At 69.2% G+C, this 13,279-nt stretch carries 20 protein-coding genes; 14 read left to right on the top strand and 6 right to left on the bottom strand.

Annotation, left to right across the window (positions count from 1 at the left end):
* The first annotated feature begins 56 nt into the window (after positions 1-56).
* Positions 57-242, top strand: coding sequence for a hypothetical protein (locus ASE14_RS19220; RefSeq protein WP_056658888.1), 186 nt, complete (start codon positions 57-59; stop codon positions 240-242).
* Entirely contained in the window at positions 239-793 is a 555-nt protein-coding gene (locus ASE14_RS19215) for a GNAT family N-acetyltransferase (RefSeq protein WP_056658885.1), read from the top strand. Before ASE14_RS19220 ends, ASE14_RS19215 begins: the two co-directional genes overlap by 4 nt.
* A gap of 74 nt (positions 794-867) precedes the next feature.
* Here ASE14_RS19215 and ASE14_RS19210 read toward each other — a convergent pair whose 3' ends face one another.
* Entirely contained in the window at positions 868-1,317 is a 450-nt protein-coding gene (locus ASE14_RS19210; protein ID WP_056658882.1) for a VOC family protein, read from the bottom strand.
* 31 nt (positions 1,318-1,348) lie between these two features.
* Entirely contained in the window at positions 1,349-1,693 is a 345-nt protein-coding gene (locus ASE14_RS19205; protein ID WP_056658879.1) for a LysR family transcriptional regulator, read from the bottom strand.
* On the opposite strand from ASE14_RS19205, the gene ASE14_RS21315 reads away from it, so the two are divergent.
* The 3 genes from ASE14_RS21315 to ASE14_RS19195 are packed head-to-tail and all read left to right on the top strand — an operon-like array spanning position 1,686 to position 2,855.
* Positions 1,686-2,249 (top strand): N-acetyltransferase, encoded by a 564-nt coding sequence (locus ASE14_RS21315; protein ID WP_235511490.1) that lies wholly within the window; start codon positions 1,686-1,688, stop codon positions 2,247-2,249. The two genes, ASE14_RS19205 and ASE14_RS21315, sit on opposite strands and share 8 nt — an antisense overlap.
* The gene (locus ASE14_RS19200) at positions 2,134-2,424 is read left to right on the top strand and encodes an NIPSNAP family protein (RefSeq protein ID WP_235511501.1); all 291 of its coding nucleotides are present in this window, start codon (positions 2,134-2,136) and stop codon (positions 2,422-2,424) included. The genes ASE14_RS21315 and ASE14_RS19200 overlap by 116 nt, the downstream gene beginning before the upstream one ends.
* A gap of 26 nt (positions 2,425-2,450) precedes the next feature.
* On the top strand, positions 2,451-2,855 hold the full coding sequence (locus tag ASE14_RS19195; protein ID WP_056658873.1) for a DUF4279 domain-containing protein: 405 nt from the start codon (positions 2,451-2,453) through the stop codon (positions 2,853-2,855).
* Positions 2,856-2,875: 20 nt separating this feature from the next.
* Here ASE14_RS19195 and ASE14_RS19190 read toward each other — a convergent pair whose 3' ends face one another.
* Together ASE14_RS19190 and ASE14_RS19185 are read right to left on the bottom strand one after the other, a co-directional pair.
* Complete coding sequence (locus ASE14_RS19190; protein ID WP_056658870.1) at positions 2,876-3,598, bottom strand: hypothetical protein; 723 nt, start codon at positions 3,596-3,598, stop codon at positions 2,876-2,878.
* Between the two features lie 54 nt (positions 3,599-3,652).
* Positions 3,653-3,880: a hypothetical protein gene (locus ASE14_RS19185; RefSeq protein WP_056658865.1), complete on the bottom strand. Its 228-nt coding sequence runs from the start codon at positions 3,878-3,880 to the stop codon at positions 3,653-3,655.
* 159 nt (positions 3,881-4,039) lie between these two features.
* Between ASE14_RS19185 and ASE14_RS19180 the strand changes: the two genes are divergently transcribed.
* The 5 genes from ASE14_RS19180 (at position 4,040) to ASE14_RS19160 (ending at position 7,577) form a co-directional block, all read left to right on the top strand.
* Positions 4,040-4,222 carry a CsbD family protein gene (locus ASE14_RS19180; protein WP_056658862.1) on the top strand — a complete coding sequence of 61 codons (183 nt, stop codon included), beginning with the start codon at positions 4,040-4,042 and terminating at the stop codon, positions 4,220-4,222.
* Between the two features lie 45 nt (positions 4,223-4,267).
* Complete coding sequence (locus tag ASE14_RS19175) at positions 4,268-4,525, top strand: DUF6458 family protein (protein WP_056658860.1); 258 nt, start codon at positions 4,268-4,270, stop codon at positions 4,523-4,525.
* Between the two features lie 101 nt (positions 4,526-4,626).
* Positions 4,627-5,487 carry a DNA-formamidopyrimidine glycosylase family protein gene (locus tag ASE14_RS19170; RefSeq protein WP_056658857.1) on the top strand — a complete coding sequence of 287 codons (861 nt, stop codon included), beginning with the start codon at positions 4,627-4,629 and terminating at the stop codon, positions 5,485-5,487.
* A gap of 101 nt (positions 5,488-5,588) precedes the next feature.
* Entirely contained in the window at positions 5,589-6,110 is a 522-nt protein-coding gene (locus ASE14_RS19165; RefSeq protein ID WP_056659376.1) for an RNA polymerase sigma factor, read from the top strand.
* Between the two features lie 81 nt (positions 6,111-6,191).
* Positions 6,192-7,577: a hypothetical protein gene (locus tag ASE14_RS19160; RefSeq protein ID WP_157373095.1), complete on the top strand. Its 1,386-nt coding sequence runs from the start codon at positions 6,192-6,194 to the stop codon at positions 7,575-7,577.
* 9 nt (positions 7,578-7,586) lie between these two features.
* Here the strand turns inward: ASE14_RS19160 and ASE14_RS19155 are convergent, their stop codons facing one another.
* Positions 7,587-8,384, bottom strand: coding sequence for a hypothetical protein (locus ASE14_RS19155; RefSeq protein WP_056658851.1), 798 nt, complete (start codon positions 8,382-8,384; stop codon positions 7,587-7,589).
* 133 nt (positions 8,385-8,517) lie between these two features.
* Between ASE14_RS19155 and ASE14_RS19150 the strand changes: the two genes are divergently transcribed.
* From ASE14_RS19150 to ASE14_RS19135, 4 genes are all read left to right on the top strand, one after another.
* Positions 8,518-9,378, top strand: a complete 861-nt coding sequence (locus ASE14_RS19150) for an Fpg/Nei family DNA glycosylase (RefSeq protein ID WP_056659374.1) — start codon at positions 8,518-8,520, stop codon at positions 9,376-9,378.
* A 26-nt stretch (positions 9,379-9,404) separates the two neighbouring features.
* Positions 9,405-9,980 carry a GNAT family N-acetyltransferase gene (locus tag ASE14_RS19145; protein ID WP_056658848.1) on the top strand — a complete coding sequence of 192 codons (576 nt, stop codon included), beginning with the start codon at positions 9,405-9,407 and terminating at the stop codon, positions 9,978-9,980.
* Between the two features lie 97 nt (positions 9,981-10,077).
* Positions 10,078-10,866, top strand: a complete 789-nt coding sequence (locus tag ASE14_RS19140; RefSeq protein ID WP_056659371.1) for a GNAT family N-acetyltransferase — start codon at positions 10,078-10,080, stop codon at positions 10,864-10,866.
* 32 nt (positions 10,867-10,898) lie between these two features.
* Positions 10,899-12,575, top strand: coding sequence for an ABC-F family ATP-binding cassette domain-containing protein (locus ASE14_RS19135; protein WP_056658845.1), 1,677 nt, complete (start codon positions 10,899-10,901; stop codon positions 12,573-12,575).
* Positions 12,576-12,753: 178 nt separating this feature from the next.
* Here ASE14_RS19135 and ASE14_RS19130 read toward each other — a convergent pair whose 3' ends face one another.
* The gene (locus ASE14_RS19130; protein ID WP_157373094.1) at positions 12,754-13,182 is read right to left on the bottom strand and encodes a hypothetical protein; all 429 of its coding nucleotides are present in this window, start codon (positions 13,180-13,182) and stop codon (positions 12,754-12,756) included.
* Between the last annotated feature and the right edge of the window lie 97 nt (positions 13,183-13,279).

Genomic DNA, 13,279 nt, shown 5'->3' with positions numbered 1-13,279 from the left:
ACTCGGTGAGCTTCGGTGTCCCGACCCACTGTGGTTGGATGCGAACGTGACGCTTGGTGACGATGCTCGATGAAGCGTGTCCTGATCTCGTGATCAGATCGTTCGGGAGTCCGGACACCGAGCGGATCTGGCATGAGCAGTACCGCAGTTCTGAGCTGCGCCTCGACAGTTCTGAGCTGCGCCTCGAACGGCGTGCGTTGAGGGATGAGATCGCGGCGATCACGCCGCTGAAGGACGCATGACGAAGATCTCAATCGTGTCCATTGCTCACAACGCGTTGTCCTCGCGCGATGTCGATCAGCTCCGAAAGCTGTTCGACGCGGAGTATCTCCGCGACTTCGGCGCGTGGGATATCGATCGGCCGTACGGCTACGCCCCTCATGATGTTCATGCGATTGCTCGCGTCGGTGAAAGCGTGGTCGGCCATGTCGGTTGGGAACGACGAACGATCGAGGTCGGTCAGGGTGAGGTCGAGATCGCCGGTGTCGGTGGAGTGCTGATCTCTGAGCGCGTTCGAGGGCAAGGGCTGGGGAATCGGCTGATGGCCTGCGCGAAGCAGACGATGGTGGACGCCGGTGGTATCGAGTTCGGCTTCCTCGGCTGCAGAGAGAAGGTCGTGCCATTCTACGAATCCGGCGGGTGGTACCGGATCTCGGCAGCCGAGCGGTCGATCTCTCGCGAAGGATTGCCGGTAGAAGCCGCTCCAGGGCAGCCGATCCTGATCCTCCCGCTCGAATCAACCGCCGATGACTGGCCTGTCGGGGACGTCGATCTGCGCGGGCGCGCCTGGTGAGCGTCGGAATACTCCATGACCATCCGAACGCGGTCGAGTTCCGCGTCGACATGTAGGTTCGGCGTCGTTCTGACTCACGTGTCGGCGTTGTCGAGCTCCTGGGCGAGTCCGATGAGGATGCCTTCGGGCCCGCGGACGTAGCAGAGCCGGTAGGCCTCTTCGTATCGCACCACTTCCGCGCTGACGAGTTCTGCGCCGTGCTCGCGCAGGCGGCCGAGGGTCTCATCGATGTCGTCCACCGCGAACATGACGCGCAGGTAGCCAAGGGCGTTCACCGGGGCGTTGCGGTGATCGGCGACGACGGACGGCTCGAGGAAGCGCGAGAGCTCGATCCGGCTGTGGCCGTCGGGTGTGCGCATCATCGCGATCTCGACGCGCTGATGACCCAGGCCGGTGACGCGTCCGGCCCACTCTCCCTCGACGACGGCTTCACCTTCGAGTTCGAGTCCGAGTTCGCGGAAGAACTCGATCGCCGCGGCGAGATCCTCGACGACGATGCCGACGTTGTCCATTCTCACGGTCATGGCGCCAGCCTAGAGAGAGACGCTTCTCGGGTCAGCGACCCTGGCGCTTCTTGTACGGCTTCGGCTTCCCCTTCACGATGGGGGCACGGCCCTTGCCCTTCGAGGCCTTCGCCTTGCCGCCGGCCTTCACCACGGGCTTCTCGGCGGGAGCGGGCGCCGCGGCGATCTCCGCCCTGGCCTCCTCGAGGAACAGGACTCCGACCTTGGTCAACTGGGTCTCGCCCTGCCGAGTGAAGAGCGGGTGCCCGACCTCGGCCTCGAGCTTCTCGATCGACGAGTAGAGCGAAGCGAGCGGGATTCCGAGGGCGGCTGCGGCCCGCGGGAAGTGCAGCTCCTCGGCGACTGCCACGAAACGTCGAAGCAGGGTGATGTTCACGGGGAGCCTTTCGTCGGCGCGCGCGAATCGCGGCCTGTGCTTCAGGGTACGTGAGTCGGAGGCGACAGGCCCCGACGGCGCAGGCGTCGGCTTCGTGTCGGGCGTCGAGATGCGGCATCCCGACAAGGATGCCGAGATGTTCGTCTACGAACTCGGCGTCGACGAGGCCTGGCGTCGCCGCGGCATCGCGAAGGCGCTGCTTCTCGCGTTGCGCGACGTCGCGGTGCAACTCGGGTGCCGCGGCATGTGGACGGGCACTGAGCGCGACAACGCGGCGGCGCTCGCCACGTACCGTCGCTCGGCGCCGAGATCGACGAGCGATCGGTCTTCATCACGCGGGACGAACTCGGCCCGGCCTGAAATACTCGTTCGCGAGCTCCGCGTCTCGCAGAGCACACCGCCCGACAGAAACGAGTCGCCCCCTGATGATCACCGTGCACCTGCGCTACGAGATCGATGCCGACAAGATCGCCGAGTTCCGCGAGTACGGGGAGCGCTGGATCCGCCTCGTCAACAGGCTCGGCGGCACGCATCACGGCTACTTCCTCCCGAGTGAAGGCGACAGCGACGAGGCGTTCGCGCTGTTCACGTTCCCGTCGCTCGCCGACTACGAGCAGTACCGGCTGGCCGCCGCCGACGACCCCGAGTGCATCGAGGCTTACGAGTTCGCCGTCGCGACGAAGTGCATCCGGCGCTACGAGCGGCGGTTCCTCTCGCCGGTCTTCGTTTGAGCCCTTGACCGATCGGACTGCATCGAATGATCCGATGGAACCGGGCATCGCTCGCCATTCACAGCACACGCCTGAACAGAGATGAGATCACTCGACGGCTCGGAATCGAGCCGAGTGCCGAGCGGCAGAGGCGTTCCTCGGCACTCCGCGCCGTCTGGACGCTCGATCTGACGGATGATCCGCGTGAATCCGGTGATCACACCGGCATGGGATCCTTGCGACGCCTGGTCGACGTGCTCGCACCGAACCGTGAAGCGCTCCACCATCTCCGCGATGACTGCGAACTACGAATCTGGTGGAGCGGCGATTCGGATTCGACGCAAGGCGGTTTCGTGATGCCTGCCGATCTCCTCGTTTCGTTGGGGCAGCTCGACATCGATGTGTTCGGCACCGCGTTCCTCGAAGACGAGATCACCGCGAACGGCGATTGAGGAGCGCCCTCGACTCGCTGCTACACGGACCCCTCGTTGCAGGTGACGTCCTGGATCCAGGAGGAGGCGTACTCGTCGTTGCCGTAGACGACGGGCGTGGTCTCGCCGGCGACGACGTCGAAGAAGCGGAGCGTCTGGTCGAAGTCGGAGGTCGCCTGCTCCTCAGTCGAGGCGAAGCTGATCGAGACGATCATGATCTCGCAGTCGCTCTCGGGGATGACGCCGGCCGTCCAGCACCCCTGCTCGAACTCGAGCGAGCACTGATCGAGGTAGCGTTCGTCGAAGTAGTACTCGAGCGCGGCCGGGAAGCCGAACATCGTCTCCGCGGCGGAGTAGTGCTCGACCGTCTCTGAATCGGAGCCGCCTTCGAAGGGCGGTTCGGCGAGCTCGGTCACGCGCTCGCTGAGCGCCGAGACGCCGAACGCGAGCGCCACGATGAGCCCGACGACGATCGCCGTACCGCCCGCCACGATCCCGACGATCCAGCCTGTCGAGAGGCCTCGGCGGGAAGCGGGCGTCGTCGCATGTGCAGCACGGTCAGCCGCACTCTCGGCGAGCAGGGTCGCGCGCGCTTCGCCGAGCGTCGTTGCCCACTGCTCGGCCGAGCGCCGGCTCTCACCATCGGGGTAGCGCCACGGATGCCGAGCCCAGAGTGCCGCGCGGTAGGCGGCCTCGATGCCGTCGGGCGTGAGCCGGAGCGCAGGGTCGAGGTTCAGTGCGGCACGGGCGGCGATGGATTCCACGACGAGATCATATGGGTCTGCAGCGGCACCTGGTGCTCCGAATCCCGAAGAGCTTCAGGCGACGTGCCGTGCCGGGCTGTCGTGCCCGCCCGCGAGCACGCGGCTGACGGCCTCGGGTGCGGCGGTGAACCGCCCTGCAGCGCCGTCGTCGGCGACATAGTGCACGCGGATGCCGCGGCCGACGCGCGCGAGCTTCGTGATCTCGTAATTGCTGCCGGAGACGCTGACGAGCGTGTCGCCCACGGCGAGGTGCCGGGTCTCTCGCAGTTCGATCGTCGTCATAGTGAGAGTGTCTCAGTACCCGCCGACATCCGCGCGCGACCATAGGTGCCGTCGTTGGCGTTGTCAACCCGTTGTCGCGCTCGTGGTGCCCTGCCTACCGTGGAGGAGCCGACGCACTGAACAGGTGCGCCGGCGGAACCGATTCCTGAGGAGGACGCCATGAGCGCCAAGGACGATCTCGGCAACACCGCCGAACGAATGACCGGCAAGGTCAAAGAGGGCATCGGCAAGCTCACCGACAACGAGCGACTCGAAGCCGAGGGCAAGGCCGACCAGGTCAAGGCCGACGCGAAGCAGGCCGCTGAGAAGGTCAAGGACGCGTTCGAGGACGGCACGAAGTAGCGCAGCGGCGATCCCAATTCCACGACTGAACCGGAGGGTACGACCATGAGCATCGGCCTCGGCATTCTGCTCGTGGCGATCGGCGCGGTCCTCACGTTCGCGCTGAACGTCACGGTCGACTGGATCGACCTCGATCTCGTCGGATACATCCTGATGATCGCGGGAGCGGTCGTCATCATCCTCGGTCTCATCTTCATGATGCGACGTCGTCGGAGCATCTCCACGACGAGCACGACCACCGATCCGGTGGCGGGCCAGCGCGTCACGCGGACCGAAGACCAGGCCGCACCTCCCGAGGTGTGAGGCCTGTTGGGGGAGCGGATGCCGCGCCGGGGGGCGCGGCATCCGCGCTGCCGGTGTCGAGGGGCTATCTGTGCTGCGGCCCGGTGTGCGAAGCTGACGGCATGCCAGAGTCGCCCGAGGTGGAGGCGCTCGTCGAGGATCTCGGCACGCGATTGGCCGGCCGCGAGATCACCGGCGTCGACGTCGTGGAGTTCCGTGCGGCCAAGACGCGCAGCCGGCCACCATCGTCGCTGCGCGGCGAACGCGTGCGCGGGGCCGCCCGTCGCGGCAAGCACGTCGACCTCGCCGTTGGCGATGCGCAGCACCTCGTCGTCTCGCTGGGCCGGCACGGCTGGGCACGGTACGGCAGCAGTGCGGCGGATGCATCCGCTGCCGACGCCGTCGCGGACGCCCCGCCGACGCTCGTCGAGTTGACCTTCGACGACGGCACGGTCGTCGAGTTCACGGATGCCGGTGACTGGGTGTCACTCGGCTGCTGGGTGGTCGACGACCCGAGCGAGGTGCCCGCCGTCGCCAAGCTCGGGCCCGACCCCGCCGACGCCGGGTTCGCACGAGCCGACTTCGACCGGGTCGTCGCCGGTCGTCGCAAGCAGGTGAAGGCCGTGCTGCAGGAGCAGGAGTCGCTCGCTGGCATCGGCAACGCCTACTCCGACGAGATCCTGCACCTCGCGAAGATCTCGCCCGTGGTGCACGCCGCTGCGCTGACGGAGGCCGAGCTCGACCGCCTCTTCGATGCCACGGTCGGCATGATCAGGGGCGCGACCGACCGGCAACGCGGGGTGCCGATCGACCAGCTCAAGGCCGCGAAGGTCGCGTCGATGCGGGTGCACGGCAGGGCGGGCGAGGCCTGCCCGGTCTGCGGCGACACGGTGCTCGACTTCTCGTTCGCGAGTACCACCGCGCAGTACTGCCCGACGTGCCAGACGGGTGGAGAACAGCTGCCGCTGCCAGCCGCGGAGTAGTTCGCGCGCGGGCCGTGCAAGACTCGCGGCTGACGCGACACATACCCGGTGTGAGGATCGCCAGCACCGCAGCACCCGCCGACGCAGCCGAGGAGGTGGCGATGCCCGAGCCCGCAGACGCGGCCGTGACGAGTACGGACACGGCATGGTTCACCGGGATCGTCCGCGAGCACTCGACCGCCCTCGTGCGGTACTTCGCCCGTCGGGGTCCGCGTCAGGACGCCGAGGACTTCGCCGCAGAGGTCTTCGCCACCGCGTGGCGTCGCCGCGCAGACGTGCCGCGCGAGGCGGTGCTGCCCTGGCTCTACCGCACCGCCGGGTTCACGCTCGCGAACGGCCGCCGCAAGCACGTAGATCTCCCCGTCGAGGAGGTGCCCGAGAGCGGGACGGTGCGCATCGAACACGACCCCGAGCTCAGCGTGCTCTTCGACGCCGAGCTGCGCGGCGCGCTCGAGAGCGTCGGCGAACGCGACCGGCGCATCCTGCTCCTGCACGCGTGGGAGGGGCTCGACGGTCAGGAACTCGCAGAGGTGCTCGGCATCTCGCGTTCCGGAGCCGATGCGGCACTCTCCCGAGCCCGCAAACGCCTGCGCGAGGCGTGGGGCGAGCGGATGACGTTCTGAGCCCGGTCGTTCCCGAGCTGCAAGATCGCGCCCACGAGGGACATATCCCCAAGTGAACCGCACGCACGAAGGGTGTTCGACATGAACGACGACAACGAGCTCGACCCGGTCGCACGACTGCGCGCCGCCGACCCCGCTGCCGGCGTCGAACCTCGCGCGGGATTCGCCGACGACGTCATCGCGCAGGCGACGGCGGAGGTGGCGGCGACGGCGTCGGTGGGTGCGACCGCCGCCGCATCGGCAGCCCAGGCCGAGGTCACGGATCTCGCCGCCGAGCGCGCCAGGCGCCGCCCGCGCTGGCTCATGGTCGCCGCGGTCGCCGCCGCGGTCGCGATCGTCGGCGGTGCCGGGTTCGGCCTCGGCGCGATGACGGGCGGATCGACCGAACTCGCCTCGGCGCCGCCGATCTCACTGCAAGGCGGCGCCGGCACGGACGGCGCGACGCAGGAGGGACCCTCGGCCTTCGACGCCGGCGGGCAGAAGATGGCCGGCCCCGGGGTCAGCGACGTGATGATGCCCTACGGATACGGTCGCCGATCCTTCAGCGCCTCGGGTCTCGCCACGGCAGCGGGCAGCGCCCCCGCCTACGCCTTCGACGCGCGAGCCGCCTCCAACGCCGAAACCGTCGCCGCGCTCGCCGCGGTGCTCGGTGTCGAGGGCACCCCCGAGCTGCAGAACGGCGGCTGGACCGTCGGGCCGCAGGACGGCACCGGCCCGACGCTCTACGTCTCCATCGACGGCACACTCGGCTTCTCGTACTCCGACCCGCAGATCAATCCGTGGGAGTGCACCGGGCCGGCTGCGCCGGAGCCGGTCGCGCCGCAGCCGGACGCGCCCGACGCGACGCTCCCCGTGATGCCGATGTGCGAGACCCCCGCCGCCGACCTGCCCGATGAGTCCGCCGCGATCGACGCCCTGCGCTCGCTCGTCGCGGCGGCCGGGCACGATCCCGAGGCCTTCGAATACAGCTCGGAGACCTGGGAGGGCGCGGTGACGCGGATGGCGCAGGCCTGGCCCGTCGTCGACGGGCAGCGGATCGACCAGGCCTGGTCGCTCGAACTCACGCAGGCCGGCATCGTCAGCGCCTACGGCGCACTCGCCGACCTCGTCCCCATCGGCGACTACGACATCGTCAGCGAACAGGAGGGCTTCGAACGGCTCTCCGACCTGCGGTTCGGCGCCCAGATGACCGCCATGCCGTTCGCAGCCGCCGACCAGCGGGTCATGACGACCACCGAGGAGTGGGTGCCTCCGACCGAGCCGCCGGCCACCCCGGCGAAGGGCGCCGCCATCGCCTGGCCCGTCGACGACGTGCAGATCGTCAGTGCACGTCTCGGCCTCACGAGCCAGTGGCAGCCCGACGGCAGCGTGGTGGTCGTTCCGGCGTACGAGTTCACCGATGCCGAGGGCGGCACCTGGTCGGTCATCGCGGTCACCGATTCGAAGCTCGACTTCGCGACCGACTGACTCCGACCATCAGTCGGGTGAACCGAGTGGGCCCGTGCTCGTGCCATCGGGCACGGTCGTGATGTCGATGAGCTCCTCGCGCCCGCTTCCGCCAGAGATGTCGAGGGTCAGCACGGGGCCGATGCCCGGAGCGTAGAGCTTCAACTCCGCGACATCCGGTTCGAGCGGATTCGTGTCGCGGGTGAGCAGGGCGCCGTCGAACCTGCCGTAGGGCACTTCGACGAGTTCCTCGACGCTCAGCACCGCGCCGGTGTCTTCGGCGATGCCGGCGGAGTACTCCTGCCGGTACTCCATGCCGGGCACCGGATGGGCCGGCAGCGCGATGCCCGGAAGCGCACCGTCGACACCGGCTTCGAACGATCCCTCGCGCGAGACGATCTCTCCGTGCTCGAACTCCGCGGTGTCCTCGCCGAGGTACCAGAGCGCGCCCGCTGCATCCTGCGCGTACCAGTCGAAGGTGTCCTCGACGATCTCGCCGCCGCGGGAGACGGTGTCGCGGACGACCCGTGCCTCGATCCCGTTCGCGATGAGCTTCGTCTCGCTCGTCACGGTGACCTCGACGGTGAGCTCGCCGCCCGCTGAGTCGAGTTCGACGTAGGTCCACCGCGTGCCCGGCTCCATCGGCCAGTACGGATGGTCGATCTCGGTCGTGAAGTCGGCGGGGTCGAGTGAGACGGGGTCGTCGCCCTGCGGAAGGTCGGCACTCGTGGCAGTCGGCGGCGCCCCGGCAACGCACGAGGCCAGGATGAGCGCAGTGGCCGCGATGATGACGGCGATGGACGGCCTGCTGCCACGGATGCCCGACATGACGCGCCTCGATTCGAACGAACGGTCGCGATGCCGTTCACCACTCCACGATGCACCCGCGGGAGCCCCGCCGCATCACCCGATTCCCGACGATTCAGGTGGCGTTGTCGGCCGTCGGGTGCAGGATGGCCGTGTGCCGGAGCTTCCCGAAGTGCAGGCGCTCGCCGCGTTCCTCGGCGAGCGGGCGGTGGGGCACGCCTTCGTCTCCCTGCGGGTCGCGGCGATCTCGGCGCTCAAGACCTTCGATCCGCCGTTGTCGGCGCTCGAGGGTGAGCGCATCGAGCGGGTGTACCGACACGGCAAGTTCCTCGACCTCGACGCGGGCGGCCTGCATCTCGTCTTCCATCTCGCGCGCGCCGGCTGGCTGCGGTGGTACGACGAGCTGCCGTCGACCCCCGTCAAGCCCGGTCGGTCGCCGCTCGCCCTGCGTGTGCGGCTCGACGACAGATCTGGCTTCGACCTCACCGAGGCCGGCACGAAGAAGTCGCTCGCCGTGTACGTCGTGCGAAACCCGGCCGAGGTGCCGGGCATCGCGCGGCTCGGTCCCGACCCGACGGCACCCGACTTCGCCCTCGCGGACTTCGCCGCGGTGCTCGACGGGCGCCGCACGCAGATCAAGGGGGTGCTGCGCGACCAATCGGTGTTCGCCGGCATCGGCAACGCCTACTCCGACGAGATCCTGCACGCCGCGAAGATGTCGCCGTACGCGCTCGCCGCGAAGCTCACGCCCGAACAGGTCGACACGCTGTACCGCGCGATGCGCGACACCCTCGCCGAGGCGTCGGCCGCGGCATCCGGTCGCCCGCCCGCCGAGCTCAAAGACGCGAAGCGCCGCACACTGAAGGTGCACGGGCGCACGGGCGAGACCTGCGAGGTGTGCGGCGACACGATCCGGCAGGTCATCTTCGCCGAATCGACCTTCCAGTACTGCCCGGGCTGTCAGACCGGGGGCAAGCCGCTCGCGGATCGCGTGCTCTCCCGACTCGTGAAGTAGTGGTCTCTCCTGCTAAGCAGGAGGGTATGACGACGCCAGACGTGCAGTGGCCGCGCTCAGCCGGGCCGTTGGTCCTCCGCGAGCCCTCGAACACCGATCTCGACCAGGTCCTCGAGTGGCGCAACAGCCCCGACGTCACACGATGGCTGCTGCGTACCGAGGTCGAGCCCGAGGCGTTCCGCAAGGTCTGGCTCGACGACGACGACCCGTACGATCATTCCGTCGTCGCCGTCCTCGGCGACGAGGTGATCGGCACCGGCGCGCTCTGGATCACCGACGCCATGGGGCAGTCGCACGTCGACGACGGCCCATGGCGCCGATCCGAGGCGGGCCTCGGGTATGTGCTCGATCCGGCCCACGCGGGAAACGGTTATGCAACCGAGATCGCGCGCGCGTTGCTCGACCTCGCCTTCGGCGAACTCGGCGTGCACCGGGTCACAGCCGGCTGCTTCGCCGACAACATCGCCTCGTGGCGTGTGATGGAGAAGCTCGGCATGCGGCGCGAAGGGCACGGCGTGCGCGACGCCTGGCATGCCGAGCTCGGATGGGTCGACGGCTTCACCTACGCGATGCTCGCCGAGGAGTGGCAGGCGGCACGCTGAGCGCAGTGGCCTCTCGGGTCCGCTGCGCAGCGCGGAGTTGCGCGAGCAATCCTCGCGACGTTGCAGCCTGCCGCCCTGTACCCCCAGTATGGGGGCCATGACCCTCGCCGACGAGCTGCTGCGCGCCTACGACGACCAACTCCGCACCGACGCCGAGACGCCGAGTGCGATCGGCGTCGAGCGGCTCGGCCCGCTGCGCCTGGTCACGTTCGCGGGAGGCCGCGGATTCGTGACCTACCGCGACCTCGACGGCGCGACCGCGACCGAGATCGCGGGCCTCGTCGTCGGTGCGCTCGCCCACTTCCTCGCCGATCCCGAGATCACGCGAGTGGAGTGGAAGAGCCGCGGTCACGATGCCGCGCCCGGCCTTCACGGCACACTCTTGGCCAATGGCTTCGAGGCCGACGACGTCGAGTCGATCATGATCGGCGAGGCGAGTGCACTCCTCGCGGACGTGCAACTGCCCGCGGGCGTCTCGGTGCGACGAGTGACCGAGGAACCCGATGTCCGCGCCATGTGCCGCATGCAGGGCGAGGTGTTCGGAGATGAGTTCTCCGATGCGACGTCCGATGCGGTGCTCGCCCGCCTCGCGCGCGGTGACGGCATGGAGCTCTGGGTCGCCGAGGCCGACGGCGACATCGTCAGTGCAGGCCGGCTCGAACCCGTGCCCGACACCGAGTTCGCGGGCATCTGGGGCGGTGCGACCCGGGAGGAATGGCGCGGCCGCGGCATCTATCGGGCGCTGACCGCGGCACGCGCGAAGTCGGCGATCGCCATGGGCAAGCGGCTCATCAACTCCGACTCCACGGAGTTCTCGCGGCCGATCCTCGAACGGTCCGGACTCATCAGGGTCTCGACGACGACGCCGTACCGCTGGCGACGATGAAACCCACAGCAGCCCCTGACTAGGGTTGACCGGTGACTGCAACACTCGTGGCCCAAGGCCTCGCCGGTGGCTACGCCCACCGCACACTCTTCGACGGCCTCGACCTCACGGTCGCCCCGGGCGATGTCGTCGGCATCGTCGGCGTCAACGGCGCCGGCAAGTCGACGCTGCTCCGCATCCTCGCAGGAGAACTCGAACCGCAGGCCGGCTCCGTGCACCTCTCGCCGGCCGACGCCTTCGTCGGCTGGCTGCCGCAGGAGCACGAGCGGGTCGCGGGCGAGACCATCGCCGCCTACGTCGCGCGGCGCACCGGCGCAGCCGAGGCATCCGCTCGTCTCGATGCGGCAGCGCTTGCGCTCGGGTCGACGGATGCTCCGGCGCCCGGCGCCCCCGACCCAGCCGACGAGTACTCGGTGGCCCTCGAGCGGTGGCTCGCCTCGGGCGCCGCCGACCTCGACGAGCGGCTGCCCGCCGTGCTCGCCGACCTCGGGCTCAGCCTCGGCGGCGGCGACGCCCACCTCTCGGCCGATTCGTTGATGACCTCGCTCTCGGGCGGTCAGGCCGCCCGGGTCGGCCTCGCGGCCCTGCTCTGCTCCCGCTTCGACATCGTGCTGCTCGACGAGCCCACGAACGACCTCGACCTCGACGGGCTCGAGCGGCTCGAGGCGTTCGTCCGCGGCATCCGCGGCGGTGTCGTGCTCGTCAGCCACGATCGCGAGTTCCTCGCCCGCTCCGTCACCCGTGTGCTCGAGCTCGACCTGGCCCAGCACTCGAACCGCATCTACGGCGGCGGCTACGACGCCTACCTCGAGGAGCGCGCGACCGCCCGACGCCAGCAGCGCGACGACTACGAGGAGTTCGCGGCGAAGAAGGCCGACCTCGTCTCCCGGGCGCGCACGCAGCGCGAGTGGTCGAGCCAGGGCGTGCGCAACGCGATGAAGAAGTCGCCCGACAATGACAAGATCCGGCGCAAGGCCGCGACCGAGTCGAGCGAGAAGCAGGCGCAGAAGGTGCGGCAGATGGAGAGCCGCATCGCGCGTCTCGACGAGGTCGAGGAGCCGCGCAAGGAATGGCAGCTCGAGTTCACGATCGGACAGGCGCCCCGCTCGAGCTCGGTCGTCTCGACGCTCAACGAAGCAGTGGTGCGGCAGGGCGACTTCACGCTCGGCCCGGTCTCGCTGCAGGTCGACGCGGGGGAGCGCATCGGCATCACCGGCCCGAACGGCGCCGGCAAGTCGACGCTGCTCGCCCTCCTGCTCGGCCGGCGTGCTGCCGATGCGGGCACGGCGAGCCTCGGGGCATCCGTCGCCATCGGGGAGATCGACCAGGCCCGCACCCAGCTCACGGGCGAAGCGCCGCTCGCCGACGCGTTCGAAGCCCTCGTGCCCGAGTACTCGGCGGGCGAGGTGCGCACCCTGCTCGCGAAGTTCGGGCTGAAGGCCGATCACGTGCTGCGCCCGGTCGACGCGCTCTCGCCGGGCGAACGCACCCGCGCCGGCCTCGCGCTGCTGCAGGCGCGCGGTGTCAACGTGCTCGTGCTCGACGAGCCGACGAACCACCTCGACCTCGCCGCGATCGAGCAGCTCGAAGAGGCGCTCGACTCGTACGACGGCACCCTGCTGCTGGTCACGCACGACCGCCGCATGCTCGAGCATGTGCGTCTCGACCGCCGCTGGAACGTGGAGGCCGGTCACGTCACCGACGACTGAGTGTCGGCCGCCGATGCGACACTCGGGGGCGATGATCGACGAGACCCGGGCCTCACCCCGTCGACGCCCGGCGGCACGACGCATCTCCAGCGCGTGATCTACGCCGACCGCCGTCTCGACGACGAGACCCTCGACGCGGTCATCGCGCTCGGCTCGTACTCCTGGATTCGAGTCCGTGTCAGGTCGAGGGCGTCGCCCCGTGCCGGCCCGTGCCGCCGGTCTCGACCTCGGTCTCGGGCGCGGTGTCGACATCGGGATCGAGCGTGTCGGCCTTCCTCAGTCGATCGTCGGCCTCGGAGTGCAGGCCGGCCGCATCGGAGCGGTGGTCGGTGCTCTCGCGGATGAGGCGGTCGGAATCGAGCCGGGCCTGTGCGGCCGCTGCTTCGGCCTGCTTCGCATCGGCCGTTGCTCGGGCGGCATCCGCTTCGCGCTGGCGTGCCGCGGCTTCCGTCTCCGCCGCGCTCTGCCGAAGGTCGGCGGCCCTCCGCCGGTCGGCCTCGACACGGGCGATGCGGCGCCGCTTGTCCGTCGCCATGACGATGGCGACGATGATCGCGACGACCACGATGATGCCGATGATGATCCAGACAATGGTGCTGGTTTCCACGGTGATCCGCCTCCTCAGGTCGGTCATGCCAGCACATCGCGCCGAGATCATACTTGGCAATGCCTTGCGGAACTCGCCGCAGTGCGGGATCATCCGG

Source organism: Agromyces sp. Root81 (assembly GCF_001429165.1).
Classification (GTDB): Bacteria; Actinomycetota; Actinomycetes; order Actinomycetales; family Microbacteriaceae; genus Agromyces.
The sequence above is the reverse complement of the archived record's forward strand: the minus strand, read 5'-3'. Positions and strand labels throughout refer to the sequence as shown.

Excerpts from the sequence above, each read along its gene's own strand:
- ASE14_RS19215 (WP_056658885.1), top strand. The coding sequence starts at position 239 with ATGACGAAGATCTCAATCGTGTCCATTGCTCACAACGCGTTGTCCTCG.
- ASE14_RS19210 (WP_056658882.1), bottom strand. The coding sequence starts at position 1,317 with ATGACCGTGAGAATGGACAACGTCGGCATCGTCGTCGAGGATCTCGCC.
- ASE14_RS21315 (WP_235511490.1), top strand. The coding sequence starts at position 1,686 with ATGTTCACGGGGAGCCTTTCGTCGGCGCGCGCGAATCGCGGCCTGTGC.
- ASE14_RS19195 (WP_056658873.1), top strand. The coding sequence starts at position 2,451 with ATGATCCGATGGAACCGGGCATCGCTCGCCATTCACAGCACACGCCTG.
- ASE14_RS19185 (WP_056658865.1), bottom strand. The coding sequence starts at position 3,880 with ATGACGACGATCGAACTGCGAGAGACCCGGCACCTCGCCGTGGGCGAC.
- ASE14_RS19180 (WP_056658862.1), top strand. The coding sequence starts at position 4,040 with ATGAGCGCCAAGGACGATCTCGGCAACACCGCCGAACGAATGACCGGC.
- ASE14_RS19175 (WP_056658860.1), top strand. The coding sequence starts at position 4,268 with ATGAGCATCGGCCTCGGCATTCTGCTCGTGGCGATCGGCGCGGTCCTC.
- ASE14_RS19170 (WP_056658857.1), top strand. The coding sequence starts at position 4,627 with ATGCCAGAGTCGCCCGAGGTGGAGGCGCTCGTCGAGGATCTCGGCACG.
- ASE14_RS19165 (WP_056659376.1), top strand. The coding sequence starts at position 5,589 with ATGCCCGAGCCCGCAGACGCGGCCGTGACGAGTACGGACACGGCATGG.
- ASE14_RS19160 (WP_157373095.1), top strand. The coding sequence starts at position 6,192 with ATGAACGACGACAACGAGCTCGACCCGGTCGCACGACTGCGCGCCGCC.
- ASE14_RS19155 (WP_056658851.1), bottom strand. The coding sequence starts at position 8,384 with ATGTCGGGCATCCGTGGCAGCAGGCCGTCCATCGCCGTCATCATCGCG.
- ASE14_RS19145 (WP_056658848.1), top strand. The coding sequence starts at position 9,405 with ATGACGACGCCAGACGTGCAGTGGCCGCGCTCAGCCGGGCCGTTGGTC.
- ASE14_RS19140 (WP_056659371.1), top strand. The coding sequence starts at position 10,078 with ATGACCCTCGCCGACGAGCTGCTGCGCGCCTACGACGACCAACTCCGC.